At 52.4% G+C, this 22,572-nt stretch carries 27 protein-coding genes, 1 pseudogene and 1 other annotated feature; of the genes and pseudogenes, 3 read left to right on the top strand and 25 right to left on the bottom strand.

The annotated features are described in order from the left end of the window. Positions 1 to 181 precede the first annotated feature (181 nt). The 11 genes from ACXUPB_RS22945 to ACXUPB_RS22895 form a co-directional block, all read right to left on the bottom strand. On the bottom strand, positions 182 to 526 hold the full coding sequence (locus ACXUPB_RS22945) for a hypothetical protein (protein WP_022522184.1): 345 nt from the start codon (positions 524 to 526) through the stop codon (positions 182 to 184). A 40-nt stretch (positions 527 to 566) separates the two neighbouring features. Continuing rightward, positions 567 to 743, bottom strand: coding sequence for a DUF2933 domain-containing protein (locus ACXUPB_RS22940; RefSeq protein ID WP_008958470.1), 177 nt, complete (start codon positions 741 to 743; stop codon positions 567 to 569). A 1,112-nt stretch (positions 744 to 1,855) separates the two neighbouring features. Further along, positions 1,856 to 3,072 (bottom strand): IS3 family transposase gene (locus ACXUPB_RS22935; protein ID WP_472956783.1). Its coding sequence is split into 2 segments (ribosomal slippage): positions 1,856 to 2,787 and positions 2,787 to 3,072, totalling 1,218 coding nucleotides; the frame shifts between segments, so codons are not numbered across the junction. Continuing rightward, positions 2,681 to 2,797, bottom strand: a sequence feature (AL1L pseudoknot). Its footprint overlaps the gene before it by 117 nt. A 350-nt stretch (positions 3,073 to 3,422) precedes the next feature. After that, complete coding sequence (locus ACXUPB_RS22930) at positions 3,423 to 3,833, bottom strand: c-type cytochrome (RefSeq protein WP_223828032.1); 411 nt, start codon at positions 3,831 to 3,833, stop codon at positions 3,423 to 3,425. A gap of 52 nt (positions 3,834 to 3,885) precedes the next feature. Further along, a complete protein-coding gene (locus ACXUPB_RS22925; RefSeq protein WP_008958473.1) occupies positions 3,886 to 4,752 on the bottom strand; it encodes a WD40/YVTN/BNR-like repeat-containing protein in 867 nt (288 codons plus the stop codon). A 23-nt stretch (positions 4,753 to 4,775) separates the two neighbouring features. After that, positions 4,776 to 5,519 (bottom strand): cytochrome c biogenesis CcdA family protein, encoded by a 744-nt coding sequence (locus tag ACXUPB_RS22920; RefSeq protein WP_008958474.1) that lies wholly within the window; start codon positions 5,517 to 5,519, stop codon positions 4,776 to 4,778. Positions 5,520 to 5,534: 15 nt separating this feature from the next. Beyond that, positions 5,535 to 5,918 (bottom strand): hypothetical protein, encoded by a 384-nt coding sequence (locus ACXUPB_RS22915; protein ID WP_008958475.1) that lies wholly within the window; start codon positions 5,916 to 5,918, stop codon positions 5,535 to 5,537. 12 nt (positions 5,919 to 5,930) lie between these two features. Beyond that, positions 5,931 to 6,479, bottom strand: coding sequence for a TlpA family protein disulfide reductase (locus ACXUPB_RS22910; RefSeq protein WP_008958476.1), 549 nt, complete (start codon positions 6,477 to 6,479; stop codon positions 5,931 to 5,933). 14 nt (positions 6,480 to 6,493) lie between these two features. After that, a complete protein-coding gene (locus ACXUPB_RS22905; RefSeq protein WP_008958477.1) occupies positions 6,494 to 6,934 on the bottom strand; it encodes a DUF411 domain-containing protein in 441 nt (146 codons plus the stop codon). A gap of 100 nt (positions 6,935 to 7,034) precedes the next feature. Continuing rightward, positions 7,035 to 7,271 (bottom strand): hypothetical protein, encoded by a 237-nt coding sequence (locus ACXUPB_RS22900; protein ID WP_190374062.1) that lies wholly within the window; start codon positions 7,269 to 7,271, stop codon positions 7,035 to 7,037. Between the two features lie 223 nt (positions 7,272 to 7,494). Further along, positions 7,495 to 8,657 (bottom strand): IS3 family transposase gene (locus ACXUPB_RS22895; RefSeq protein ID WP_472955951.1). Its coding sequence is split into 2 segments (ribosomal slippage): positions 7,495 to 8,402 and positions 8,402 to 8,657, totalling 1,164 coding nucleotides; the frame shifts between segments, so codons are not numbered across the junction. Between the two features lie 100 nt (positions 8,658 to 8,757). Between ACXUPB_RS22895 and ACXUPB_RS22890 the strand changes: the two genes are divergently transcribed. Beyond that, positions 8,758 to 9,183, top strand: a complete 426-nt coding sequence (locus ACXUPB_RS22890) for a MerR family transcriptional regulator (protein WP_008958479.1) — start codon at positions 8,758 to 8,760, stop codon at positions 9,181 to 9,183. Here the strand turns inward: ACXUPB_RS22890 and ACXUPB_RS22885 are convergent. The 10 genes and pseudogenes from ACXUPB_RS22885 to ACXUPB_RS22840 all read right to left on the bottom strand — a co-directional run bounded on the left by ACXUPB_RS22885 (position 9,180) and on the right by ACXUPB_RS22840 (position 17,417). Next, a pseudogene (locus tag ACXUPB_RS22885) lies at positions 9,180 to 9,915 on the bottom strand (sulfite exporter TauE/SafE family protein). The gene ACXUPB_RS22890 and the pseudogene ACXUPB_RS22885 overlap by 4 nt on opposite strands. Further along, positions 9,916 to 10,458 (bottom strand): protein-disulfide reductase DsbD N-terminal domain-containing protein, encoded by a 543-nt coding sequence (locus tag ACXUPB_RS22880; protein ID WP_062362913.1) that lies wholly within the window; start codon positions 10,456 to 10,458, stop codon positions 9,916 to 9,918. Then, positions 10,455 to 11,267, bottom strand: coding sequence for a prolipoprotein diacylglyceryl transferase (gene lgt, locus ACXUPB_RS22875; RefSeq protein ID WP_133729722.1), 813 nt, complete (start codon positions 11,265 to 11,267; stop codon positions 10,455 to 10,457). The genes ACXUPB_RS22880 and lgt overlap by 4 nt, the downstream gene beginning before the upstream one ends. 67 nt (positions 11,268 to 11,334) lie before the next feature. Then, positions 11,335 to 11,862 carry a DsbE family thiol:disulfide interchange protein gene (locus ACXUPB_RS22870; protein WP_035586998.1) on the bottom strand — a complete coding sequence of 176 codons (528 nt, stop codon included), beginning with the start codon at positions 11,860 to 11,862 and terminating at the stop codon, positions 11,335 to 11,337. Between the two features lie 89 nt (positions 11,863 to 11,951). Beyond that, positions 11,952 to 12,629: a TVP38/TMEM64 family protein gene (locus ACXUPB_RS22865; protein ID WP_039860315.1), complete on the bottom strand. Its 678-nt coding sequence runs from the start codon at positions 12,627 to 12,629 to the stop codon at positions 11,952 to 11,954. A gap of 61 nt (positions 12,630 to 12,690) precedes the next feature. Continuing rightward, entirely contained in the window at positions 12,691 to 13,521 is an 831-nt protein-coding gene (gene dsbG / locus ACXUPB_RS22860) for a thiol:disulfide interchange protein DsbG (protein ID WP_472956782.1), read from the bottom strand. 65 nt (positions 13,522 to 13,586) lie between these two features. Next, positions 13,587 to 13,715 (bottom strand): hypothetical protein, encoded by a 129-nt coding sequence (locus ACXUPB_RS22855; RefSeq protein WP_008958488.1) that lies wholly within the window; start codon positions 13,713 to 13,715, stop codon positions 13,587 to 13,589. 33 nt (positions 13,716 to 13,748) lie between these two features. Next, positions 13,749 to 16,223 (bottom strand): heavy metal translocating P-type ATPase, encoded by a 2,475-nt coding sequence (locus tag ACXUPB_RS22850; protein ID WP_138801702.1) that lies wholly within the window; start codon positions 16,221 to 16,223, stop codon positions 13,749 to 13,751. A gap of 79 nt (positions 16,224 to 16,302) precedes the next feature. Further along, positions 16,303 to 16,710 (bottom strand): heavy metal-responsive transcriptional regulator, encoded by a 408-nt coding sequence (locus ACXUPB_RS22845; protein ID WP_008958490.1) that lies wholly within the window; start codon positions 16,708 to 16,710, stop codon positions 16,303 to 16,305. A 71-nt stretch (positions 16,711 to 16,781) separates the two neighbouring features. Continuing rightward, positions 16,782 to 17,417, bottom strand: a complete 636-nt coding sequence (locus ACXUPB_RS22840; RefSeq protein WP_083023027.1) for a peroxiredoxin — start codon at positions 17,415 to 17,417, stop codon at positions 16,782 to 16,784. 246 nt (positions 17,418 to 17,663) lie between these two features. On the opposite strand from ACXUPB_RS22840, the gene ACXUPB_RS22835 reads away from it, so the two are divergent. Further along, positions 17,664 to 18,386 carry a cytochrome c biogenesis CcdA family protein gene (locus ACXUPB_RS22835; RefSeq protein WP_144815962.1) on the top strand — a complete coding sequence of 241 codons (723 nt, stop codon included), beginning with the start codon at positions 17,664 to 17,666 and terminating at the stop codon, positions 18,384 to 18,386. 381 nt (positions 18,387 to 18,767) lie between these two features. Continuing rightward, positions 18,768 to 19,136: a four-helix bundle copper-binding protein gene (locus ACXUPB_RS22830; RefSeq protein WP_232774902.1), complete on the top strand. Its 369-nt coding sequence runs from the start codon at positions 18,768 to 18,770 to the stop codon at positions 19,134 to 19,136. Positions 19,137 to 19,296: 160 nt separating this feature from the next. Here ACXUPB_RS22830 and ACXUPB_RS22825 read toward each other — a convergent pair whose 3' ends face one another. The 4 genes from ACXUPB_RS22825 to ACXUPB_RS22810 all read right to left on the bottom strand — a co-directional run bounded on the left by ACXUPB_RS22825 (position 19,297) and on the right by ACXUPB_RS22810 (position 22,531). After that, a complete protein-coding gene (locus ACXUPB_RS22825; protein ID WP_472956781.1) occupies positions 19,297 to 19,713 on the bottom strand; it encodes a hypothetical protein in 417 nt (138 codons plus the stop codon). 94 nt (positions 19,714 to 19,807) lie between these two features. Continuing rightward, positions 19,808 to 21,097 carry an ISL3-like element ISPpu12 family transposase gene (locus ACXUPB_RS22820; protein WP_004574636.1) on the bottom strand — a complete coding sequence of 430 codons (1,290 nt, stop codon included), beginning with the start codon at positions 21,095 to 21,097 and terminating at the stop codon, positions 19,808 to 19,810. 21 nt (positions 21,098 to 21,118) lie between these two features. Next, positions 21,119 to 21,631: a signal peptidase II gene (gene lspA / locus ACXUPB_RS22815; protein ID WP_004863699.1), complete on the bottom strand. Its 513-nt coding sequence runs from the start codon at positions 21,629 to 21,631 to the stop codon at positions 21,119 to 21,121. A 3-nt stretch (positions 21,632 to 21,634) separates the two neighbouring features. Further along, entirely contained in the window at positions 21,635 to 22,531 is an 897-nt protein-coding gene (locus tag ACXUPB_RS22810) for a cation efflux transmembrane domain-containing protein (protein WP_044630762.1), read from the bottom strand. Positions 22,532 to 22,572 lie beyond the last annotated feature (41 nt).

The raw sequence follows: 22,572 nt of genomic DNA, 5'->3' as shown, positions 1-22,572 counted from the left end.
TAACTGCCGAGGACTCCTGTGCGGTGTTTTTTGATGCTATATAAATTAAATATAGAACCTATGTGCAGCCACATGGCAAATGACTAACGGAAGGTCTGATTTTGCGAGGCCACAGGCAAGCAGCTCTTACCCTAAACTAGCTAGTCTTGCTCCTGGTTGTGTCATGTAGCCGTTATGACTATTAATGACAGCTCCAAGGTTCCTGTTTAGCGTTGTCTTTAACGTTCTGATCGACGAAACGGTAATACTCCTTCTTAAAGCGGTTCCACCGATCAGCGCTGACCTGTATGTCATGGAGCTTGAGAATTTTTTCAACGTCATCGATGCAGAGCCTCAGCGCATCGTAAGCAAGGCTGATATTTCGGTTTTTCTCGTTGTAGACCACCTTATCCATTCCATAGAGTCGGTCGATATCTGACAGCGCTTCTTCAATGCGTTTGGATTTACTAGGCTTGATTTTTAAATTCCGAGTCACCAGTGTGTTTTTGGAAACACCCAAGCGGTGCTCTTGTTGTGTCGTTTTCATGGTCTTTCTCCCAGGCGCGTACATGTATATATAGAGTGGTTCAGTCCTTGTCTATTTTGTCCTTATGACCGCCGTGGTGTTTATGCATGAAAATATGCATCAGTGGGCATGCTGCCAAAAAGAGGAAAGGTAAGAACTGAAATAGGTGGAGACGGTGCTCGGTTCCAATCAGGTATCCCGCCCAAATGACAAACCCAGCAAGTGGCACCCACAACATCAGCAAACGACTACTTGTACTGTTACTCATAATCACCTCAGTAACTCGCCCAAAGAGCCAACAGCAGTTAAGGCCGTTGGTTTGGGAAAAATCAAATAAATAACCCCAATAACAGCATGGATGATTTGTCTGAACGCAACCTGAACAGCATCGGAGGGAAATATGATCCTGATCAAGCGCCTCGCAAAAAGTAGGCGATAATTACCCAAGCGGTATCCATAGCCTCATTCCCATCATCATTAGGTTTTCGGTGAGCGATACAAAGCTTAATGGGTATTACTGTTGCCGACACAGGCGCACTTGAGCTCACGTTTATCGAGGTATATCGCTTTAAAGACAGAACCTGTCACACGGTGCCAACGAATAGCGCCAGTGGCGCAGCCAGCCAGATAAGCGTATCGGCCAGCAATTAGTAGCTTCGGAAGTATCTAGGCGTGAAGGTAAACGTAACTGAAGGGGACTTGGCGCTGGGCGTGCAGGTCATAGTTGAGAAACATGGCGCTAAAGCTCGCTACGCCCTGCAGCTTTTGCAGACCCGGGGGTATGATCGCTGTGGCTACGGCATACTCTAGCACGCGTGCAGTGAATATTATGCACTGAACCTCCCAACTGGCAGAAAAATCGATGAGTAACGCAGTGGCAAAAATTGCCAGCACAGGGCGATAGGTGGTCGCATTAGGGTCTGAAACGCTAACTCCCAGGTGCTCATGAAGCTCTTCATAGCCGCCAATACGTTCATAGCCCAGATATCCCTGGGAAATCGTATCGACATGTTCCTGCTCTGTAAACGCGTCAATCTCTTATCGCGAAGTCAGCAGGTTTACGTTCACCTAAGGCCCATGTGCACGAGCAGGTCAACGATCTACAAGCCAAACGGACATATGTACTCTCCTGTTTGCAACCATAAGCGCGAGCGCTGGAGTGGGTCGTTGTCACCGTTATGAACCTCTTAGTTGTTTATTAACACTATATTGCTTACCTAACATAATAATCTAACTCCCTTCCACAGCCTTCAGATCAAATATGTGGCGCGACGAAAACTTTATTGTGAAGTGAGCCAGTCAATCTTACTATGAACCGCCCCGGTTATTCCGGAGACCGGTTTGTTTGAGTCAGGCAGCTTCACCCGACTCCTCCAATTGACGATAATACGTCCTTTCTCGTTCTGCTGGTGGAACGTTTCCGATGGGTTCCAGCAGTCGGCGATTGTTAAACCAGTCAACCCATCCCAGCGTGGCATACTCAACGGCATCTCGCCCTTTCCATGGTCCACGATGGTGAATCACCTCCGTTTTGAATAAGCCGATGATGGTCTCGGCCAGCGCATTGTCGTAGGAGTCACCGGTGGTGCCGACTGAGGCATCGATACCCTCATCAGCCATACGCTCTGTGTAGCGGATCGAGAGATATTGGCTTCCTCTATCACTATGGTGGATTAACCCTTGCCTGTGCTTTCGTGCCCACAGGGCTTGCTCCAGAGCGTCCAGTACCAATCCCGTTTTCATCGACGTTGCTACACGCCAACCCACGATACAGCGTGCATAAACATCGATAACGAACGCAACGTAAACGAAGCCAGACCAGGTAGCGACATACGTAAAATCGGCCACCCAAAGCTGATTAGGACGCATGGCCGTAAAGTCACGTTTCACTAAATCAGGTGCTCGTTTCTGGCCGGGATCACTGATCGTCGTGAAGGGGCGTTGGCCTCGCACCACGCCGCGAATTCCCAGGCGTCGCATGAGTCGTTCTACGGTGCAACGAGCAACATTAACGCCCTCACGGCGGAGTTGCCGCCAGACCTTACGAGTACCGTAGACGCAGAAGTTTTCTTTCCACACTCGCTGAATCTCAGCGGTAAGAAACGCATCCTGCCGATATCGACCTGCCCGCCGCTCAGGATCGGTCTCAAGTGACTTGTGGTGGTAATACGTCGATGGGGCGATTGGCAGCTGGCTACAAATCGACTCGACCCCGAACTGAGCACGATGCTCGTCGATAAATGACACCATCAATTGGGTTTGCGGTCGAGCTCCGCCTGGGCGAAAAAAGCAGCCGCCTTACGGAGAATTTCATTGGCGCGCTTCAATTCGACGTTTTCACGCTCTAGCTGCTTGAGTCGTTCATGTTCATGCAGGTTAGCCGAGCTATCTTCCTGCGTGAGTTCTGAGCGTTTGCACCAGGCTCTTAAGGTCTCTGGTGTACAGCCAAACTTGCTGGCAATGGAGCAGATCGCCGCCCACTTGGACGGGTATTCGCCTTGCTGTTCAAGGACTAATCGAACAGCTCGCTCCCGGACTTCTGGGGAATATCGTTTTGGTGAGTTCATAACTCCATCCTCTCAAGATATGGAGTCTCCGGTAAAGCCGGGGCGGTTCACTAAGCCTGAAGGCGCCTCAGTCGTTAGGTAATAAGTTTATTTTATATGAAATTTGTTAACTTCCATGTCTCAACATAAACATTTGAGATTCGCTAAAGTGTATATTTATTCGCTGACAATGCGAAGTTGGTTTTCTAAGTAAGGGCTAGCATTCGCCGGGAGCAGGTTTGTCGGAGTTAAAAGGACCAAGAGGTTGTTTTCTACTTAATAACACAAGTGGGCGGTTGAGACGGTAGCTAACAGTGTGGTGACCCATAAGGTGACTAAGAAAATTTGTTATAGGGCATAGACACTATTATTTACTCTGGGGGTATTCCAGTTTGTATTGGAAAGGGGTTCTCAATACTTTCGTCTGCTTGGTGACGCCTTTGCTCTTGTGTCCATAATATCTTGAGATAATTCACCACATCTCGTATCTCGCTGGGAGCCAAAACTTCCTGATACGCTGGCATCGTTAGCCTATCGGTTTTATTCCAGGGGTCGCGCCAACCCTCGGCAATAATTCGGTAGAGCATGGCATCAGAGTGTTTCCAGGTATGGCCCTCTGGCCCATGTGGTGGAGCAGGTAACTCGCCTAGAGCATTTTGCTCTTCCCAGTTGGGCATGCCTTCGCCTTGTGTACCGTGGCAACTAGCACAGTATTGTCGGTAAACTCTTTTTCCGTCTTCCAGCTGAGGAGTATCGCTTGAAAAAGGACGGTCCTCAGCCATGGCGTGCCCCACAACCATTAGCGTCAGCCATGAGGCAGTGAAAAAACAGTGCTTACGCATCGGGATAAGTCCAGGATTGGCCTTCGTCTTCACTGTGTAGAAGTTCCCCTTTCTGGTTTAAACCATAGAGAGTGTCTTTGGCGGAGAGTGTGAGTGCAACGAGCTCTGTGCCGTCACCAGCTACTTGTTGCCACTCTTGACCACCCGTTTCACTACGCCATAGTCCTTGCTGTGTAACCACATAGACTCGCTTTGGGTTGCCAAGGCTATAAGCCACATCATAGACGCTGCCAGCATCAAGTGCTCCGGTCGGTCTCCAACCGCAAAAGCAGTCCATCGATAGACGCACCGCATCGTCCGATACCCCGTAGAGCCAGCCGGTCTGCATGCTGCCTTCCATGTCAGAGTGGACGAGTCGGTTAATCTTTTGTGAAGGACCACTGTCCATTTTTTTCCAGGTGGTGCCAGCATCCTCGCTTTGGTAGATGCCGTCTTCTTCAATTACCGCATAAAGTGTTTCGTTCTGACGGCGATGTACAGCTAGCGCAGTAACCTCTCGGCTAGGTAGGTTAGCGCTAAGCTCTTGCCAGGTTTCTCCATTGTCGGTGCTACGCTGCACCCCGATTGAGGGGCCTGCGATATAGAGCGCTTGCGGATCAGTGGAGGGGACCGATACCGCGCGCAACTGGCCTTCATTCACGTCTTCGGGCAAGGGAATCGCATTCCAGGTCATGCCTTCATCGGCACGCTGGAATAGTTGGTTAGCCTCAATTTTAAACAGTCGTTTGCCTGTTACGTCATATTGCAGTGCAAGCAACCCTTCTTCAGTTGCCAAGGCCGTAATGGCGCTGCCAAAGCTGACTGCGGCCAAGCCTGTCAGTAAGAAGACACGTAAAAAACGACTCACGATCATGTGCATTTCAATATTTCCTTAAATAACGATTAGCCGATAACACCTAGGGCAGGGAAAGTACGCAATAACCAATATGACAGCTCGGATAGTTTGCCTGTGATCATTAAGCTACCCATCAGAATCATGATCAACCCAGCCGCTATATGTATGAAATGCCCCCAGCGACGCAGGAATTTCTGGTGCTTTATGAAGCGATCGAGCGAAATAGCACTCAGCATGAAGGGCACACCCAGACCCAAAGAATAAACGCCGAGCAACGCCATGCCGCTCCAGGCGTTGGCCGTGGAAGCGCTGACGGTAAGAATGGCACCCAAAATCGGGCCAATGCAGGGGGTCCAGCCAAATGCAAACGCTAAACCAAGCAGATAAGCCGCACTGCGGCTTCCGCCGACGTCCTTCAGTCGACCCATAAACCGCCATTCTTGCTGAAACCAGCGCCACGGCATGAGCCCGGTCATGAAGGCACCAAACAGGATGACGATAAGGCCACCGACTAGGTTTGCTTCTTGGCGATACACCAACAGCAGACGACCAATGGCTGTGGCACTGGCTCCCAGCATCAAAAAAACGGTTGAAAAACCGAGCACGAACCACATTGACTGGGTTAATACCCGAAGACGCTCTCGTCTATCCGCTTCCTGTAGTTGTCCGAGCGAGCGGCCGGTCATGAATGAAAGATAGCCAGGCACAAGTGGCAAAACACAGGGCGAAATAAACGAGATCAGGCCTGCCAGAAAGGCAGTGGCAAGTCCTATATTGGCTACTTCAAGCATTATCCTTTACCTATGCTAGGCTTGGAATTTTGACGAGGACTGCTTGATTGACTCGCTTTGATCTACTATTTGGTGAGTGGTGGGCGCTGTGTCGGCATTCACTTCTGAAGCGTCTTCTACCTGGGCCTGAACATTGGTAGCGTCGCTTTGCTCGGTCGCTTCACCTTTTTTGTCTTTGCACTTCATTATGCATAGGCCTAATCCGCACATAATGAGACATGGCAATAGGCTCAATAGAATAGGCGCGATGCCGAGCAAGACCAGGTTATCCCAGCCAAAAGCAAGGCCGCCAGCCACTGCCACGCCACCCAGCAACATCAGGCCGCGAGGCCCTGTCAACAGGCCTTGTAGCCCCGATTTTTGTTTGCTCTGTTGGGTTTTGTCGTCACAACAACTCATGGTGCTACCTCATTATCTGGTTGCAATCATTTCGGTAAGAAAGTCGATCATGTCTTGAGTGTTCCACTCGGCTTCCCCCACGAGGCGCCCAATTTCTTTGCCTTGGCGGTCAAGTAGCAGCGTCGTGGGAATACCTACAGCCCCAAGATCTGCACTAGCCATCCCGGTTTTATCTATATAGGGAGCCAGATGCTCAATGCCTATCTCTTGATAAAATTCATTAACAATCTCGATCCCCTTACGGTCGATCGATAAGGCGACCACTTCAAAATTATCGCTGCCAAGCTCAGCCTGGAGGGCATCTAAAGTGGGCATTTCCTCTCGACAAGGCCCACACCATGTTGCCCAGATGTTGAGTAAAATCAGTTTTCCTTCAAAGTCAGCCAACGTTAAAGGGGTGCCGCCGCTATCCTCGAAACTGATTTCCGATACGTCGTTGGGGGTGGCCCAGAGAAGAAACCCTTGTGGCCCTGAGCTTTCTGACGGGGCGGCCATGGCAAGGGATGTGGCAGTCATCAGAAATACGGCTACGAGATATCCTGCCAGGATGGGTAGTTTCATCGCCACACTATCCCTTAGTGAGTCGCGTAAATGTCGGGGCTATCGGTCGGTTGCGAGGCTATGGCATAGACCTCGAGCGGGCCGCGTTTTTCTCCCGACATGCCCGGTGAGCCAAGCGGCATTCCCGGCACACTCAGCCCTATGATAGAGGGCTTTTCATCAAGCACTTGGGTCACACTCTCAACAGGCACATGCCCTTCGAAGAGATAGTCTCCTACGACCGTGGTATGGCAGCCATGCAGTTCTTCAGGGACGTTATACTCGGCTTTCATTTCCACTAGATCATGGGTGTCGACCGTCTCCACGTCGAAGCCGTTTTGTTCCAAATATTTGGCATATTCGGCACAACACCCGCAATTGGGATTTTTGTAGAGGGTCGCTGATATATCAGCCGCCAATCCCGATACGGGAAAAGCCAGCAAAGACGTAACAGCTAACGCTTGCCAATGTTTCATATATTGAGTGTCCGGTTAGTTAACAGGGCGGAAGGTCTCATTGACGCTGCCCGCATAAGAAAAAGGTTGCTTGCGTACAAGCAACCCCATCCGAGTCGTTTCAAGCGTCGTCGTTCTCATGCTGCATGTTTTCCATCATGGCGTTACATTTTTCCATCACGGATTTCATATCGCCCATCATGTCGTGCATACCACCTTCTTGCATCATATTGCTATGCATGTCATTGCCCTCCATCGGCTCCTGCTGATTCTCTTCTTGGGCAAGAAGCGAGCTAGCTCCGAAGCTACTGGCAGCAACAATGGCGGTAAACAGGATCGCAGTATTACGTTTACGCATGACACTCTCCTCCGTGTGTGAATCACTCTGCCAAACGAGCTGGTGGTAGGACTTGATTACGGTTTTTACCTTGTGGCAGAGGTGCTTTTGTAAGATATCCTTAAAGCAGACTTTAAGGTCAAGGCCTCATTTTAAATTTCGATGTACAACCGAAAGGTTTGCCATAAACGCTCAATTGAAGACTTGACCTTTGGGCAGCCTGGCGGTTGTAAGCTTGTAGTGGTCAACTAATCCCGGACAGTAATTTAAGATTTTCCTCAGCCACAACGGGAGGCATGCCACCGTTAAACGAATGAGGGCGCTGCTGGTTGTAGTAACCCATCAGATATCCACTAACGTCTTTCTTGGCCTCAGGTAGATTTCGATATCCCAAAGCCGGTATCCACTCCGATTTCAGGCTCCGGAACAGCCTTTCCATCGGCGAGTTGTCCCAGCAGTTGCCACGTCGGCTCATGCTTTGTTTAATTCGATAGCGCCAAAGTCTTTGGCGGAACTTGCGGCTTGCATACTGACTACCCTGATCGGAATGGAACATGACGCTCTTTGGCTGACCACGTTGCTCCCAAGCGTGATCCAGCGCTTTCACAACAAGATCTGCATCTGGGCTGGACGACATGGCCCAGCCAACAACACGACGAGCATAAAGATCCAACACAACGGCAAGATAGCTCCAACGCTGGCCACTCCAGATATAAGTGATGTCACCACACCAGACCTGATTGGGCTGGTCTGGTGTAAATTTGCGGTCAAGATGGTTCGCAATATCCGGTCGCTCAACGGTCGCCTGCTTGTAAGCATGAGGGCCCGGCTGCTTACAGATCAACCCCATTTCGCTCATCAAACGCCGAACCTTGAAACGACCAATGGTGACGCCTTCTTCGTTGAGCAAACCCTTGATCGAGCGGCTGCCAGCTGAGTTGCGACTCTTTTTGAAAAGGCGGTTTACCTGAGCTTTTAAGGCCAGACGCTCAACGTCCACGCGGTGCCGCCGCTGGCGGTACTCGTAGTAACTGGAGCGGCTAATATCAAACGCGTTACAGACCATTTCAACAGGCATTTGCTCACTCAACTGGTCTATCAGCGCGTACGATTCATGTCGTCCGACATCAAGAGAGCAGTAGCCTTTTTTAGGATGGTTTTTTCCATCTCAAGGCGTTTGCAGCGAGCCTCAAGCTCCTGAATGCGCTGCTGTTCTGGGGTTAACGCTTTGCCCTTAGGCGTTACTCCCTGACGCTCGTCCTCAAGCTGGTGAACCCAGCGTCGAAGGGCGCTTTCACCGACACCCAACGAGGTACAAGCTTGGGGATAGCTGTACCCTTGATCTAGTACTAGGCTGGCAGCTTCCTGCTTAAATTCAGGCGAAAAAGTACGTCGTTTCTTGGTCATCAGACACCTCGCTTATGGTGGCAATATTACCACCTACGTTGGTGTCCGGTTTTATTGAACCACTACAGCTGGCTACGAGTAAACAAATGAGGGTAAGCCAATGCGAGTTTCCGAGCTGGCTCAGACGGGAGGGGTAACGGCAGAAACAGTACGTCACTATACAAGGGAAGGGTTGTTGCAACCGCACCGCGACCCGCGCAACGGTTATCAACTCTACGATATAGAGTCCTTGGGGCGCCTACGTTTTATCGACTGCCTGCGTTCGCTGGGCGTTAGTCTTCCAGAGATCAAACAAATATTATCTTGGGCGGATCAAGGCACCGTAGAGTTTAATGAACCAGTACCACTCGCCACTCAAAGGCGACGTCTGAACTTGCGGACCCAAGAACTCCAGGTGATAGAGCGATGGTTAGATAACATGAACCAAGACAAGATGACTGAAAGCTTCAGTCTGAAGGAACTAATCGAATCGCTTGGGACAGGTAAATTAGTTTTCGAGGCTAATGATTCGCGAAGTAATCATTAGTGATGCGGCGAAGTCATGGCACTGTGCGTATCCATCATCCCTATCATGGATTGCAGATGCCAGAGTTGCCAGACGGCAAACGTAATAATCAGCAGCGCTGCTAGCGTACGAGTCGCGGGGCTACGTATCCATATTGAGACACGGCGCGCTGCCACTCCGGTCGCTAGGACGGCAGGCAAGGTGCCGAGCCCAAAGGGCCCCCATCATCGCGGCGGCACGCAATGGCTCGGCTACAGCAAGACTCCAGGCCAGCATCGAATAGATTAGCCCACAGGGCATCCAGCCCCATAGCGAGCCAAGTGCGAATGCTTGGGGTACTTTTACAACAGGCATCAAGCGACGGCCTATTGGTTCGATGCGGCGCCACAGGACGCGCCCCAGTGCCTCGATACGTAGCAAGCCCTTCCACCAGTTGGCGATATACAGTGCCATTAGTATCAACATGACCGCCGCCAGGATACGCAACACCAGGGCGAAGCTGTCCAGTGCATGGTTGAGCACGGAACCGAGCAGGGCCACCAAGGCACCAGCGATCATGTAGCTGCTGATACGACCTAAATTATAGCCGAGCAACAGACCTGCTAAACGCCTCGGCTGTCGCATGCTGGGGGGCACAGCAAAGGTCAGGGCACTCATGATGCCGCCACACATGCCGATACAGTGCGCGCCTCCCAGCAAGCCGAAGACGAAGGCCGCCGCCAGCGGCGGCAGGCTCATGTCGGCGGGATTCATTTACGGGGCACCTTTGGAGCTACCCGCCGTATCACGGGAGGGGCTGATGGTGAAGGCCGCCGGAGGCGAACCGTACGGTGATACGATTTCGACCTGTTCGGGTGGATAGCAGAGTCCTTGGTCGGAACAGCCCTGAAAGGTCACCATGATGGCCAGCGGCCCGGTAACGGTGTCGCTCGCCTCTATGGGCGCACTCACCAACACCTGATCGTAGAAAACGTTAATGTTCCCTAAAGACGCGTGCGACATTGGCTCGCCAGGAGGCAAAGCCAACTCACCGAAATTGATATCTTGAGAGAGACTCTCAATCGCGAACTGATGCCGGTGAAGGTAGTAATTTTCGGCGGCGGTGAAGCCGATATAAACTCGATCATCGTCTCGCCAGGCGGTGGTTCGGAAGGCTTCTTTAGCCGGTAGAAAGTCACGTTGGGGCGAACGGTTAAAGGGGGAACTTTTGTCACCAACCTCAAACATCTCTTCACGTGCCGCTACCGGGGTGACTATAAAGAGTGCCACCGTTAGAAAAGCGAAGACTTGTTTCATGAGTTTAACGCCGCCTTTGGCTTATCCATTGGCTGACCTCTGGACCAAGCGACCAGAGCAAAGCCCGCGACGATCATTGGTAGTGTCAGTAGCTGCCCCATGGTTAACCAGCCAAAAGCGATGAATCCCAACTGAGGGTCGGGGAGGCGCACGAACTCTACGATGAAACGGAAGGCTCCATACAGAAGCAGGAACAGCCCAGAGATGAGGCCCCGCTGACGTGGTCGGCGCGATAGCCACCACAGCACGGCAAACAACACGACACCTTCAAGGGCAAACTCGTAGAGAGCCGAAGGATGCCGTGGCTCTGGGCCCAGCTCCATCATGGATGGAAACACCATTGCCCAAGGTACATCACTAACTCTCCCCGGTAACTCGTGATTGATGAAGTTCCCGAGGCGACCCGCTCCCAGGCCGATGGGGACTAACGGAGCAATGAAGTCGGTCAGTTGAATAAAAGCCAGTTGATGTTTGCGAGCAAACAGCCAGGCAGCCACTAACACACCGGCAAGACCGCCATGAAAGCTCATGCCTCCTTCCCAGATTTTTAGTAACCAAAGGGGGTTGGCTTGCAGTTGTTCGAGCCCGTAAAACAATGCATAGCCAAGGCGGCCGCCAACGATGATGCCGATGGCGGCGTAGAAGATCAGGTCGCCTATATCATCGTGGCTTAGGCCGAGTCGGTAGGCGCGACGCCGACCCAACCACCAAGCTGCCACTAGCCCGATTACATACATTAAGCCATACCAGTGAATCTGAAGAGGGCCTATGGCGATGGCGATCGGGTCGATTTGAGGGTATTGCAGCATATATCTTCCTTAATCAATCGTTACTGTTGGAGTCATCAACAAAAATTATTGCGTCTTAAGAGCCGTTTTATCGTTTCCACTTCTCGACTTCCTGGATGACTCGTTCAACATCTTCAGAAGTTATGTAACCTGTATGTTTGTAACGAATAGTGCCCTCGGTATCGACCAGATAGCTTTCGGGTGCGCCATAAACACCTAGCTCAAAACCTAGGTTACCCTCTGGATCAAAAATATTGACTTCAAAAGGATTCCCAAACTCGTCAAGAAACTCGAGTCCCTTTGCCTGGGTATCCTTGTAGTTGATGCCAACCAAGCGAACGCCTCGCGCGGCTAAGTCCAATAACTGCGGCATTTCATGCTTGCAAGTGGGGCACCACTCTCCCCAAACATTGACCAATGTCACCTTATCTTTAAAAAGAGATTCATCAACGACCCTTGAGGGGTCTTCCAGCGTCGTCAGGTTGAAGGCCGGAAACGGCTGAGCTAACAAGGGGGAATCTCTGGCGCTAGGATCCATTGATAAGCCCTGATAAAAGAAAAAGCTCAAACCAAAAAAGCCCAATAGGGGTAAAAATAGCAATGTCCGAGATTTCACGTATACGTCTCACAGGTAGTAGCGGGTAAGTGCCTGCTGAGCATTGTTAGTGCTTACGGAAGTTGATTTGGAGCACTAGGTTGCATCGGTCATGGCTTTCGAGCCCATAGGCGTTTCGCCAGCAGCGGCAGCAATGTGATGCCACTGATGAGGACCAGCGCGATCATGAGACCACGGGAGTCGGCGGTAATTAGCACTTCGCCGAACTTGACGATCAGATACGCCGTGGGGATTACGCCGGCCAATGTGGCGATCAAAAAGCGCCAGAAGGACAGGGGCGTAATACCTGCCGCATAGCTGATGGCATCAAACGAAATGAAGGGCACCAATCGGGATGCAAAAACGATGAGCATCAAGCCGGTTTGAGAGCGCTCCTTTCCCAGCCAATTGAGGATAGGCCGTGTACGGGGCCAGCGTTGCATCACTTCATAGCCGAGAAAACGAGCAATGCAGAAAGCGAGCAGAGCACCGGCTTCGGCACCGATAACGACATAGGCCGTCCCCCAAGCTGGGCCGTAAAGCGCACCAGCCACCATCGCAATCGGACCACTGGGGATCGGGCTCATGACAATGGCAGCCATCATCATAAAGATGATGGCCAATGGCCCCCAGACGCCCAGCCTATCAACCCACTCACGCAAGGCCTGCTTGTCGGTCAAGACCGACAAGGCGCCGGTTTCCATCAGGATCCAATAGAGGGCCGCCAAGCCCATCAATAGAGTGAGCCCCAAAAAGAGCTTTTGCTTTACGCTAAGCTTGGTTGCCATGTTCATCTCAGTGGTGGGAGTGGGGAGACACGTCATCTCAGCCCTGTACCGTGATGGTGTATCATTCAACACCTAAGATTTCGCGAAGCTGGTCGGTCGACACTGCACCACTGATACGCTGCACTTTCCCGGCTTCATCACGGTAGTAGCTGGTCGGCGTCCCCGTAGCGCCGGCCTCACGCATGATCTGGGCATGCTTTCTGAGAAGCGCTTGGCTCTCCTCCGACGGCTCCACCGGCCTTATGCCGCCATTGCGAAATTCCAATTCATGAGTTTCGAGAGCGCTAACCGGATCGTGGAATTCAAGGATTGCAGCAGCTTTGCGAAGGCTGTCCTCTGATAGCACACCAACCAGCACGTGGCGAAGCTGTAGCACGCCTTGCTCGATTAGCGGACGTGAATTCTTCCAGAGTGCGTTGCAGTAAGGGCAGTTGGGGTCTGTTAGTGTGTACACAACATGTGATGCATCATCATTCCCCTCCGAGATAAAACGTGTGTTTTCAAACGCACTCCAGGTAGCTTCCCGCATGGGTTCCAGCACCAGAGCCTGAAGCTGGCTTTCCATGACGGCATTACCCTGAGGGTCGATTAACGTACCAATGACGGCATAGTCGGAAGAGAAGGAGATATAAGCCGCCATAGGCTCATTATCGTAAGACAAGGCATAGCCTTGGAGGTCGTCAGGCGCTTCGAAGATGCCATGGAATGTGAACCCTTGATCCACCAACACGGTAATCGTCTTGGGCAAGGGAGACTCAGTATTAGCGGCAATGCCGGCCTGATGACTCTCATTGGCATCGGTTCCTGCTTCCTGCGCCAACGCAGGCAACGTAATAAGACCTAACAGACCTGCAGCGGCTAGGTAATAAGTAGAATGTAGGATATGCCTCATGAATGCTCTCTTTATCAATTACTGTTTTTCCAAGGGATTAGGTCGATCACATTTACTGGCTGGTTTTAGTGCTTCTTATTAAAAAACAGGTACTTGATAAGCGCAGCAACACCAAGCCCCAGTGCAATAATCAACAAGATCGCTATTAGGCCCATCCCCGCCATACCCCACATGCAACTATCACTTCCCATCATTTTGAATTCCTCTTTAACACTACGGTGTTTGGTTTAGGCGCGATGAACAGCCTCGTTTGGACGTGGTGTGGCATTGCCGGGATCTGGCGTGAAACGGCGTAGCCGCAACGAGTTAGTCAGTACAAAGACACTGGAAACACTCATGGCAGCCGCCGCCAGCATGGGGCTGAGCAATACGCCGATGAACGGATAGAGCACGCCCGCCGCCACGGGGATCAACGCTACGTTGTAGCCATAGGCCCAAACGAAATTGCCGATAATGGTCCGGTGGGTACGCTTGGAGAGCGCCGTGGCATTGACGATGCCTCGCAAATCGCCACTCATCAGCACCACATCGCCGGACTCGATGGCAATATCGGTGCCAGTGCCGATCGCAATGCCCACGTCGGCCTGGGCCAAAGCGGGCGCATCATTGATCCCGTCCCCCACAAAAGCGACGCGCTTGCCCTCCGCCTGGAGACGCCGGATCTCTGCCGCTTTCTGGTCGGGCAGTACCTCGGCGAGAATCTGCTGGATGCCAACCTGTCGGGCGATAGCATCGGCAGTGGCACGGTTATCGCCGGTGAGCATGGCCACTTCCAGCCCTTGCGCTTTGAGTGCTGCGATGGCCTCGGCAGAGCCCTCCTTAAGTGGATCCGCCACCGCGATGACTGCAGCAAGCTGGCCGTCTACCGCGGCATAGAGCGGGCTCTTGGCGTTCTCGGCAAACACCTTGGCGCGTGTTTCTGCCTGGCCGAGCTCGATTTCCAGCCGAAGCATGTAACGATCAGCTCCCACATGTACCAAGTGGCCGTCGACCTCGGCTTCAATGCCGTAGCCAGGCTCGGCACTAAAGCGACTGACCGAGGGTAATTCCAGCCCGCGGGCCTTGGCGCCCTGTACAATAGCCTCGGCGATGGGGTGCTCGCTTTGAGCTTCCACCGCCGCGACCAGTCGCAGCACCTCGTTCTCATGGCCGTTGATCGCTTCGAAGTCGGTCAGCTCGGGGCGCCCCTGGGTCAAAGTGCCGGTCTTGTCCAGCACCACCGTATTCATTTTGGCCAGCGTCTCAAGCGCCGCCCCTTTACGAAATAGCACTCCCATCTCGGCCCCTTTCCCGGTACTGACCATGATGGCCGTTGGGGTGGCTAGGCCCATCGCACAGGGGCAGGCAATTAGCAGTACGCTAACGGTAGTGACGAAAGCAAACGACAAAGACGGCGCCGGTCCGAAAGCGAACCAGAGTGCAAAGGTCATCGTGGCGATAGCGATGACCACGGGAACAAATACACCAGCAACCTTGTCGGCCAACTGCTGGATGGGGGGCTTCTCCGCTTGGGCCGTTTCCACCATCTTGACGATCTGCGACAAGACAGTGTCGGCACCGACTCGCGTGGCCCGAAAGGTAAGTGCACCGTTCTTGTTGATAGTGCCACCGACGACTTCGGAATCTTTCTGTTTGGCGACCGGCACGGGCTCACCGCTGATCATCGACTCATCAACGTAAGAGTGACCCTCCTCGACGATGCCATCGACTGGAACACGCTCCCCTGGGCGAACCAAAATACGATCGCCTGTGACGACGGCGTCGATAGGCAGCTCGACGGTTTCATCCTCGCGTATGACGCGGGCAGTTTTCGCCTGTAATTGCAGAAGCTTCTTGATCGCCTCGGAGGTGCGGCCCTTGGCAATGTGTTCAAAATAACGACCGAGCAGGATTAGCGTCACGATCACCGCCGCCGCTTCGAAATAGCTCACGGCGGTTCCGACGGGAAAGAGCGTGGGCACCAGCAGGGCGGCGACCGAATAAAAATAGGCAGCGCTCGATCCGATCATAACGAGGCTGTTCATGCCTGGATTAAAATGCCGGAGTTCGGCGAAGCCGGCACGATAGAAGCGTGCACCTGCATAAAACTGCACCGGTGTAGCCAATAACCACTCGACGCCCATCCAGCCGCGATGCGGCATTAGACTCGTTAACAGCGTGTCAAAAGCGGGAATCATTTTTCCCATGGCGATGATGACTACCGGAATCGTAAATATTGCCGCGAGCACGACTCGGCGGCGAAGCTCGGCTCTCTCCCAGTCCTCGCTGTCCGTTGGTGGCGGCGTATCGGTATCCTGAGGTTCATAGCCTGCCTCGCGGATGGCATGCTGAATACGCGTTAACGAAACGGCTCCCGGCAGGAAGCGAACGAAGGCCTTCTGGGTAGCAAGGTTAACACTCACTTCCACCATGCCGGGCAGCTTCGTTAGCGTTCGCTCTATCCGAGAGACACACGATCCACAACTCATGCCGGTGATGGGAATGTCGAGACTTTCCACCACAGGTTGATAGCCCGCTGTTTCAATGGCGTTGAGTAGGCTAGTGGTCGTGGTACCTGCTTCGACCTGGATAGCCGCCTTCTGGGTGGCGAGGTTCACTTGAGCGTTGATCACGCCTGGCTGCTGGCTGAGTGCACGTTCCACACGTCCAACACAGGAAGCACAGGACATACCACGAATCTCGATATCGACGTTTTGCGCCATAATGAAGATCTCCTGTTAATTTATCGACGACCCGATATGCAAGCTTGATTCCCATGTTTGCTGTCGAGAAAATGCTCGATCATTCAGCCTGCTCTGCGATAGCTTCAACAATCGGGCAGCCTTCCTGCATAGGCCCTTCGCCTGCACATTCGTCCAGTGTTTTCGATAATACGGCTTCAATTCGCGAGAGGTGTTTGATCTGCTCGCGCACCTTGTGCAGCTTCTCCCCGGCGATGCGCTTAGCTTGCGCCCGGTCGCCATTAGCATCCTGAAGCATTAACAGCTCCCGAATCTCTTGCAGCGTGAAGCCCCACTGCTTGGCATGGACGATGAACTGTAACCGATCCACAGCTTCCAGTGGGTAACGCCGATAGTTGGCATCGGTCCTCCTCGGAGGAGGCATAAGTTTCTCTTTTTCGTAGAATCGAATCGCCTGGCTAGCGACCCCGCTTCGTTCGGCAAGCTCGCCGATACTTAGTGTTTGCATAGCGTTACCTCACGATATTATTAATCTAAGCTTCTGGCAGCCTGACTCAACGAATCTATCGGTCGGGGCTCCTATTGCTCCGGTTGGCGCACGACCCTAAGGTAGGGCGTCTTGGTGTTCCAGCCTTCGGGAAAGTGTTGCCTAGCGTCATCATTCGATAGCGATGGCGAGATGATGACATCGTCACCGTTTTGCCAGTCAACGGGGGTGGCCACTTTGTGCTTGTCAGTTAGCTGAAGCGAATCGAGAACCCGCAGTATCTCGTCGACATTACGTCCTGTGCTGGGTGGATACGTCAAAGTGAGACGAATTTTCTTGTCAGAATCGATGATGAAGACCGTGCGCACCGTAAGTTTGGGGTCGGCTTTGGGATGGATCATTCCATAAAGCTTCGCTACCACCTGATCTTCGTCAGCCAGCAAGGGGTAGTTCAGGGCCGTGCCCTGAGTCTGTTCAATATCCCCCACCCAGTCGTGGTGAGAGCTGAGGGGATCCACCGAAACCCCAACCAGTTTGGCACCCCGCTGGGTGAATTCGTTCTTTCGCTTGGCAAACGCGCCCAGTTCTGTGGTGCATACTGGCGTAAAATCAGCGGGGTGCGAGAACAGCACCGCCCAGCTGTCGTCAAGCCATTGGTGAAAGTTGACCGTGCCTTGCGTGGATTCGATCGTGAAGTTTGGTGCTGTCTCGCCCAGTTGTAGCGCCATGGAAATGTCCTCATGTCATTCATTGAGTAGCCACCATAACTTTGAAGTCAACTTTAAGGTCAAGCTTGATGTGTAATATTTGCAATTCGATAGGAGACAAATAATTTGTCAATAAAGGTTGACCTTAAAGCAGCTGTAAGCCTTAAAATTCTTACGGCGTTAAAATGGATATGATAGGAGGTAGCACCATGGGATTGGTTCAATACCCTTGTTGGCCGTCTCCATAACTTAAGTTGCGATAACACATTGGAATCTCTCTCTTCCATCGGCTTGGTCGGCGCCTTTATCGGCGGATTGGTCTCCTTCTTCTCGCCCTGCACGCTGCCCCTGTTACCGGCCTACCTGTCGGTGGTCACAGGCGGTAGTGCCGGTAAAGCCGACAGGCGGTTAGAGGCATTGACCCTCAGTGCCTTCTTCGTCTTCGGCTTCAGCATCGTGTTCATCCTACTCGGGCTCGGCGCCAGTAGTATCGGGCAACTGATGCGAGGGTATCGCCAAGAATTCAACTGGGTTGCCGGCTCGGCGGTGATCGTGCTGGGCCTCTTTATGACCGGCGTGTTCCGATTGCCGCTATTCCAGCGTACCTTTCAGTTCACACCCAATGTCCAGGGTGGCTCCCCGCTGTCGGCGACAGTGTTCGGGGTCTCTTTTGCCATCGGTTGGACCCCCTGTATCGGCCCTATACTAGGCGCTATTCTGATGGCCACGTCTAATGCTGCTAGTGCCCAGGCTGGAATGATTTATCTAAGTGCCTACTCGGCAGGACTGGCGCTACCTTTTCTTGCCAGCACTTTACTGATTAACCGATTTGCTCTGCATCGGCAAAGCCTGGGAAGGTGGAGTGCCTATGCTCGCCCCGTGGCGGGCACGATTGTGATCCTGATGGGTATTGCTATCGTTACGGGGTATATGACACGGCTTTCAAGTATCATGGTTGACCTTTTCCCCTCCCTGGCGACCCTGGGGTAGCCAGGCCGTCAGAGAAGTAGAGATTAATTTTCATACTGACTCCTTAGGAAGCTGATTAGGCTGAGCTAGTCTCCTAAAAGGAGATTATTTTTATAATGCTTAGAGCTTAATTGCTTTCACTATTAATTTAGTTCTTCACCTAATTACTTTAATTAGGAGCTCGTGGCGAGGTAACGTACAAGCGCAGCGAACGCTTCAGTGTTTTTTTGAAAAAAACATTTATTATAGTAGGCCTTCCTGAATCCTAGCTGAATAATAAAAATTATGGCAAGTAACGCACAGCTACCTGGTTTATCTTTATATTTCGTGAGTATCTATCAGATTACCTTTCCTTGATTTTTCTTTTGGGTTGTTCTAGCTTTATCATGCCAAGCAGAAACTATGGTAAATAAAATATGGTTTAAAAAATGGAGAACCGAGATGGACTTAAAAAAATATGAAAACTGCATTGAAGCTTGTCACGTATGCGCTGCTTATTGTGACAAGTGTGCAACTGAGTGCCTAAAAGAAGACAACGTAAAAATGATGGCGGAATGTATTCGCCTTAACATGCAATGTGCTCAAATTTGTCGGTTAGCTGCCTCATTTATGGCACAAGAAAGTGAGTTTGCACACGAGATCTGCCGTCTATGTGCCGACATTTGTAAGAAATGTGGTGATGAGTGTGCAAAACATGATGCACCTCACTGCCAAGAGTGTGCTCAAGCTTGTCATCGCTGCGCTGAAGAATGTGCCGCAATGGCCAGCTAAGCTTCAAGCCAGCCGGGGCGAGCGCTTCGGCTGGGCGTCATTTTCTAGGGGGTTATATACATTAACTGAGGCTTTCAAATGTTGGTGTTTGCTTTTTTTAATATCTAAAAGGGGCTCGCTTGCGAACCCCTTTTGAATTAGTTATAATTAATAATGTCGCTTAGTAAGCGACATGTAGTTCATAACTGTTATTGCTATTTTCCTTAGTGCCCCCCATTGAGCTACCTGTCACCTCAAGCTGATAATTGCCCGGTTGCAGCTGACGAACAAGTTCAAAGTGACCCCGTGGACTGGACGCTTCTGCTACTTGTTTTCCAGTTTTGTCATAAAGCACAGCTGAAATGCGGTTGCCAGTGCTGGTAAAACCTGGGAAGTGCTCACTCGCTACTTTCAGTGTAGTCGCTTGTTCAATGTTAATATTGAAACGCTTCGATTGCCCCTGAGCAAGCATCTGTGTAGAAGATACGCCTCTTTCTAGTAAGGGAAGATCCTGTGTTGCATTGCCTAAGCTCGCTAATACAGGTGTAGAGAAGATACTTGCTACTACTGCACTAAAAACAATTGCTTTAATTTTCATGGTGGTTTACTCCGCTGGTTATTTACAATTTAATAAGGGTATACGGATTTAATGGTTGATGGGGCACCTTCACCCCATCAATCTGATACCACCCTCAGATGGTTGATAGATCGACTCCGTAGTTGAGTTCCTCTGCGAAGTCCGGCAGTCCGTAACCGATGGTTTTCTTGTAGAAAGGAGAGACCTTCGCAGTCGGTGCCTTCTTCTTGTGCTTCGTGGTGTAGAGCATTCGTGCCCGCATCACCTCGAAGGAGTAACCGCGCCCTTCACGGTTCTTGTCCTTGGCCAGTCGGTTGATGGACTCCGTGTAAGCGTTGGTGACGGGCATGTCCGTCTCGAAGTAGGTCATGGTCTCTTCGCGCCAGTTTCCCACTGCCCTGACCAGATCGCTCCAGACTTCCTTTTGGCCCTTCGGGATGGTGGCTATCCACTCGTCCAGGGCGGCTTCTGCCTGGAGCCGTGTGGTGGCGTCCCAGATGCCGTAGAAGCGCTCCTTGTGCTCGTAGGCGGCCAGCAGTTGCGGGAACGCGCCTGTCCAGGTCTCCATGATGAGGCGCTCCCGGTCTGAGACTTCGTGAGCGCGTTTCAGCAGGATTTTCCGGTCTCCCTTGAGAGTCCGGCTCTGGGACGGTTTCAGCTCCTTTCTGAGGCCCTTGCGCACTCTCTCTAGGGCATCGTTGGCCATGCGCACCACATGGAACTTATCGACCACGATACGGGCCTGGGGCAGCACAGCCTTGACCGCTGCCCGGTAGGGGTTCCACATGTCCATGCTGACGATCTCGACCTTCTGCCGGTCTTTCAGCTTCATCAGGTAGTTGGTCACCACGTCCTGGCGGCGGGTGGCCAGCAGGTCGAGCAGGGTTCGCTCCTCAATGTTGGTCAGAATGCAGCGGTAGCGCTTGTTCAGGTATAGCTCGTCAATGCCCAGGATGCGGGGCGTCTCGAAGCGGTGCCAGCGCCCCAGGAACTCGGCGCGGGCGTTGAAGATGTCGCGCACCGTCTTCTCGTCCAGGCCGGTCTGTGCCGCCACAAAGGTGTAGGGGTGGTTGAAGGATTCCTTCTCCACGTACTCATGCAGCCGCAGTGTCATACGGAATCCGTCCACCATCTCCGGTAGCTGGGGCCTGAATGTTGTCTTGCAGGCCCGGCAGGTGTATCGGCGGCGGACCACCCAGAGAGTGACCCGCTTGCCGTGGATGGGCAGATCACGATAGGGAACGTCACGCTTGCCGAACCGTACGAACTCACCCTGCACGCCGCATTCCTCGCAGGCGATGGGATCGGGCACGTCCACCTGGAAGTGCATTTCGTCGTCGGTTGATTTGCAGCCCAGTACTTGGTATTGCGGCAGGTGAAGGATGTTGTCGGGAAGTTCGGTCATGGTGTTGTATAGGCGTAGGTGTCAGTCAGATCCATCCGGCTCGGCATTGGTGTTTGCTTTTTTACCCAACAAGCTGCTGGAAACGAAAAGTAAGGCACCGAGGACAATTGCAATATCAGCCAGGTTGAAGGCCGGCCAATGCCAGTCTCGCCAATAGAAATCAAAGGAATCCACAACATAGCCGCGAAAGACCCGGTCAATCAGGTTGCCCATGGCGCCACCGAGGATAAGACTGTAAGCGATGGCTTCTCCTTTATGACGATTTTCAAGGATCAGCTTGATCAGAAAAATCGAGACCACTACCGCGATTCCGATAAAAAAGTAGCGCTGCCAGCCTCCACCATTCGCAAAAAGACTGAATGCGGCACCGGTGTTCCATAGGTGCACCCAGTTAAAGAACGGGGTCACCGAAACATACTCGCCATAGGCCATTGATTGCTGCACCAGCCACTTTACAGCCTGATCAGACGCTGCCAGCAGGCCCGATATGGACAATAGGGCATACGGCGAGAGCTTTTTGCCAATAATGAGCATTATTTAACCCTTCAACGCCAGAATGCGTCTGGCACCGTTAAGTACAATGACCCCCGCGATGGTGCCGATAATCAGATCCGGATAATTGGAACCGGTCCACACGACCAGGGCGCCGGCGGTGATGACCCCCAGGTTGATCACCACGTCGTTGGCCGAGAATATCCAGCTTGCCTTCATGTGCGCCCCGCCCTCCCGATGTTTGGATATGAGCAGCAGACAACTGGTATTGGCAATCAATGCGACGAATGCGATAGCCATCATCACCAGCGATTCAGGCTCACTACCGAATACAAAGCGCCTCACGACCTCTATGAGTACGCCCACAGCCAAGATCAGTTGCAGTACACCAGCAACATGCGCGGCACGTAGCTGCCTTTTCACGCTATGCCCAACCGCATAAAGAGCGAGTCCGTACACTGCCGCATCAGCAAAATTGTCCAGGGACTCTGCAATGAGGCCAGTTGACTGAGCCATCAGACCGGCAGTCATTTCCACCACGAACAGAAGTGCATTGATGCCGAGCAACCAGCGCAGGGTCCCGGATTCTTGCTTAGCAGAAGCTGCCGAAAACTCGGCGGCCTTGATGGTCTCCGGATTTGCAGCGACGGTTTCCTGAAGCGAGGCGCCTAGCCCCAAGGTCTTCAGTTTCGAGGTGACGGGCTCGACCTCGCCGTCATGCACGACCTTCAGCCGGCGGTTCGACAAGTCGAAGGACAGCGCCCGAATCTCCTCAAAGCCGTTCAGGGCTAGGCGAATCATTCGTTCTTCTGATGGACAGTCCATCTTCGGCACGGCATAAACACTGACCCATCTCCCTGGCGCCTCGGAGGAGGCCTGTATATCGGTATCCGCTGCGGACGTTGCATCACCGCCACAGGCGCCACCACAGGATTTGCTCATGATACGACTCCACTTGAACAATGTTGTGGTACCATTTAAAA

The organism is Vreelandella sp. DA03-1M (genome assembly GCF_055725665.1).
Note: the sequence above shows the minus strand (reverse complement) of the source record. Positions and strands in the feature narration are given on the sequence as shown.

What these genes read in the sequence shown, in the direction of transcription:
- ACXUPB_RS22825 (WP_472956781.1), bottom strand. Translation starts at nt 19,713, where the DNA reads ATGAAAATTAAAGCAATTGTTTTTAGTGCAGTAGTAGCAAGTATCTTC.
- ACXUPB_RS22855 (WP_008958488.1), bottom strand. Translation starts at nt 13,715, where the DNA reads ATGATGGGAAGTGATAGTTGCATGTGGGGTATGGCGGGGATGGGCCTA.
- ACXUPB_RS22945 (WP_022522184.1), bottom strand. Translation starts at nt 526, where the DNA reads ATGAAAACGACACAACAAGAGCACCGCTTGGGTGTTTCCAAAAACACA.
- dsbG (WP_472956782.1), bottom strand. Translation starts at nt 13,521, where the DNA reads ATGAGGCATATCCTACATTCTACTTATTACCTAGCCGCTGCAGGTCTG.
- ACXUPB_RS22845 (WP_008958490.1), bottom strand. Translation starts at nt 16,710, where the DNA reads ATGCAAACACTAAGTATCGGCGAGCTTGCCGAACGAAGCGGGGTCGCT.
- lspA (WP_004863699.1), bottom strand. Translation starts at nt 21,631, where the DNA reads ATGCTCATTATTGGCAAAAAGCTCTCGCCGTATGCCCTATTGTCCATA.
- ACXUPB_RS22910 (WP_008958476.1), bottom strand. Translation starts at nt 6,479, where the DNA reads ATGAAACTACCCATCCTGGCAGGATATCTCGTAGCCGTATTTCTGATG.
- ACXUPB_RS22925 (WP_008958473.1), bottom strand. Translation starts at nt 4,752, where the DNA reads ATGCACATGATCGTGAGTCGTTTTTTACGTGTCTTCTTACTGACAGGC.
- ACXUPB_RS22940 (WP_008958470.1), bottom strand. Translation starts at nt 743, where the DNA reads ATGTTGTGGGTGCCACTTGCTGGGTTTGTCATTTGGGCGGGATACCTG.
- ACXUPB_RS22905 (WP_008958477.1), bottom strand. Translation starts at nt 6,934, where the DNA reads ATGAAACATTGGCAAGCGTTAGCTGTTACGTCTTTGCTGGCTTTTCCC.
- ACXUPB_RS22830 (WP_232774902.1), top strand. Translation starts at nt 18,768, where the DNA reads ATGGTAAATAAAATATGGTTTAAAAAATGGAGAACCGAGATGGACTTA.
- ACXUPB_RS22820 (WP_004574636.1), bottom strand. Translation starts at nt 21,097, where the DNA reads ATGACCGAACTTCCCGACAACATCCTTCACCTGCCGCAATACCAAGTA.
- ACXUPB_RS22920 (WP_008958474.1), bottom strand. Translation starts at nt 5,519, where the DNA reads ATGCTTGAAGTAGCCAATATAGGACTTGCCACTGCCTTTCTGGCAGGC.
- ACXUPB_RS22930 (WP_223828032.1), bottom strand. Translation starts at nt 3,833, where the DNA reads ATGGCTGAGGACCGTCCTTTTTCAAGCGATACTCCTCAGCTGGAAGAC.
- ACXUPB_RS22890 (WP_008958479.1), top strand. Translation starts at nt 8,758, where the DNA reads ATGCGAGTTTCCGAGCTGGCTCAGACGGGAGGGGTAACGGCAGAAACA.
- lgt (WP_133729722.1), bottom strand. Translation starts at nt 11,267, where the DNA reads ATGCTGCAATACCCTCAAATCGACCCGATCGCCATCGCCATAGGCCCT.
- ACXUPB_RS22850 (WP_138801702.1), bottom strand. Translation starts at nt 16,223, where the DNA reads ATGGCGCAAAACGTCGATATCGAGATTCGTGGTATGTCCTGTGCTTCC.
- ACXUPB_RS22840 (WP_083023027.1), bottom strand. Translation starts at nt 17,417, where the DNA reads ATGGCGCTACAACTGGGCGAGACAGCACCAAACTTCACGATCGAATCC.
- ACXUPB_RS22915 (WP_008958475.1), bottom strand. Translation starts at nt 5,918, where the DNA reads ATGAGTTGTTGTGACGACAAAACCCAACAGAGCAAACAAAAATCGGGG.
- ACXUPB_RS22880 (WP_062362913.1), bottom strand. Translation starts at nt 10,458, where the DNA reads ATGAAACAAGTCTTCGCTTTTCTAACGGTGGCACTCTTTATAGTCACC.
- ACXUPB_RS22900 (WP_190374062.1), bottom strand. Translation starts at nt 7,271, where the DNA reads ATGCGTAAACGTAATACTGCGATCCTGTTTACCGCCATTGTTGCTGCC.
- ACXUPB_RS22810 (WP_044630762.1), bottom strand. Translation starts at nt 22,531, where the DNA reads ATGAGCAAATCCTGTGGTGGCGCCTGTGGCGGTGATGCAACGTCCGCA.
- ACXUPB_RS22865 (WP_039860315.1), bottom strand. Translation starts at nt 12,629, where the DNA reads ATGGCAACCAAGCTTAGCGTAAAGCAAAAGCTCTTTTTGGGGCTCACT.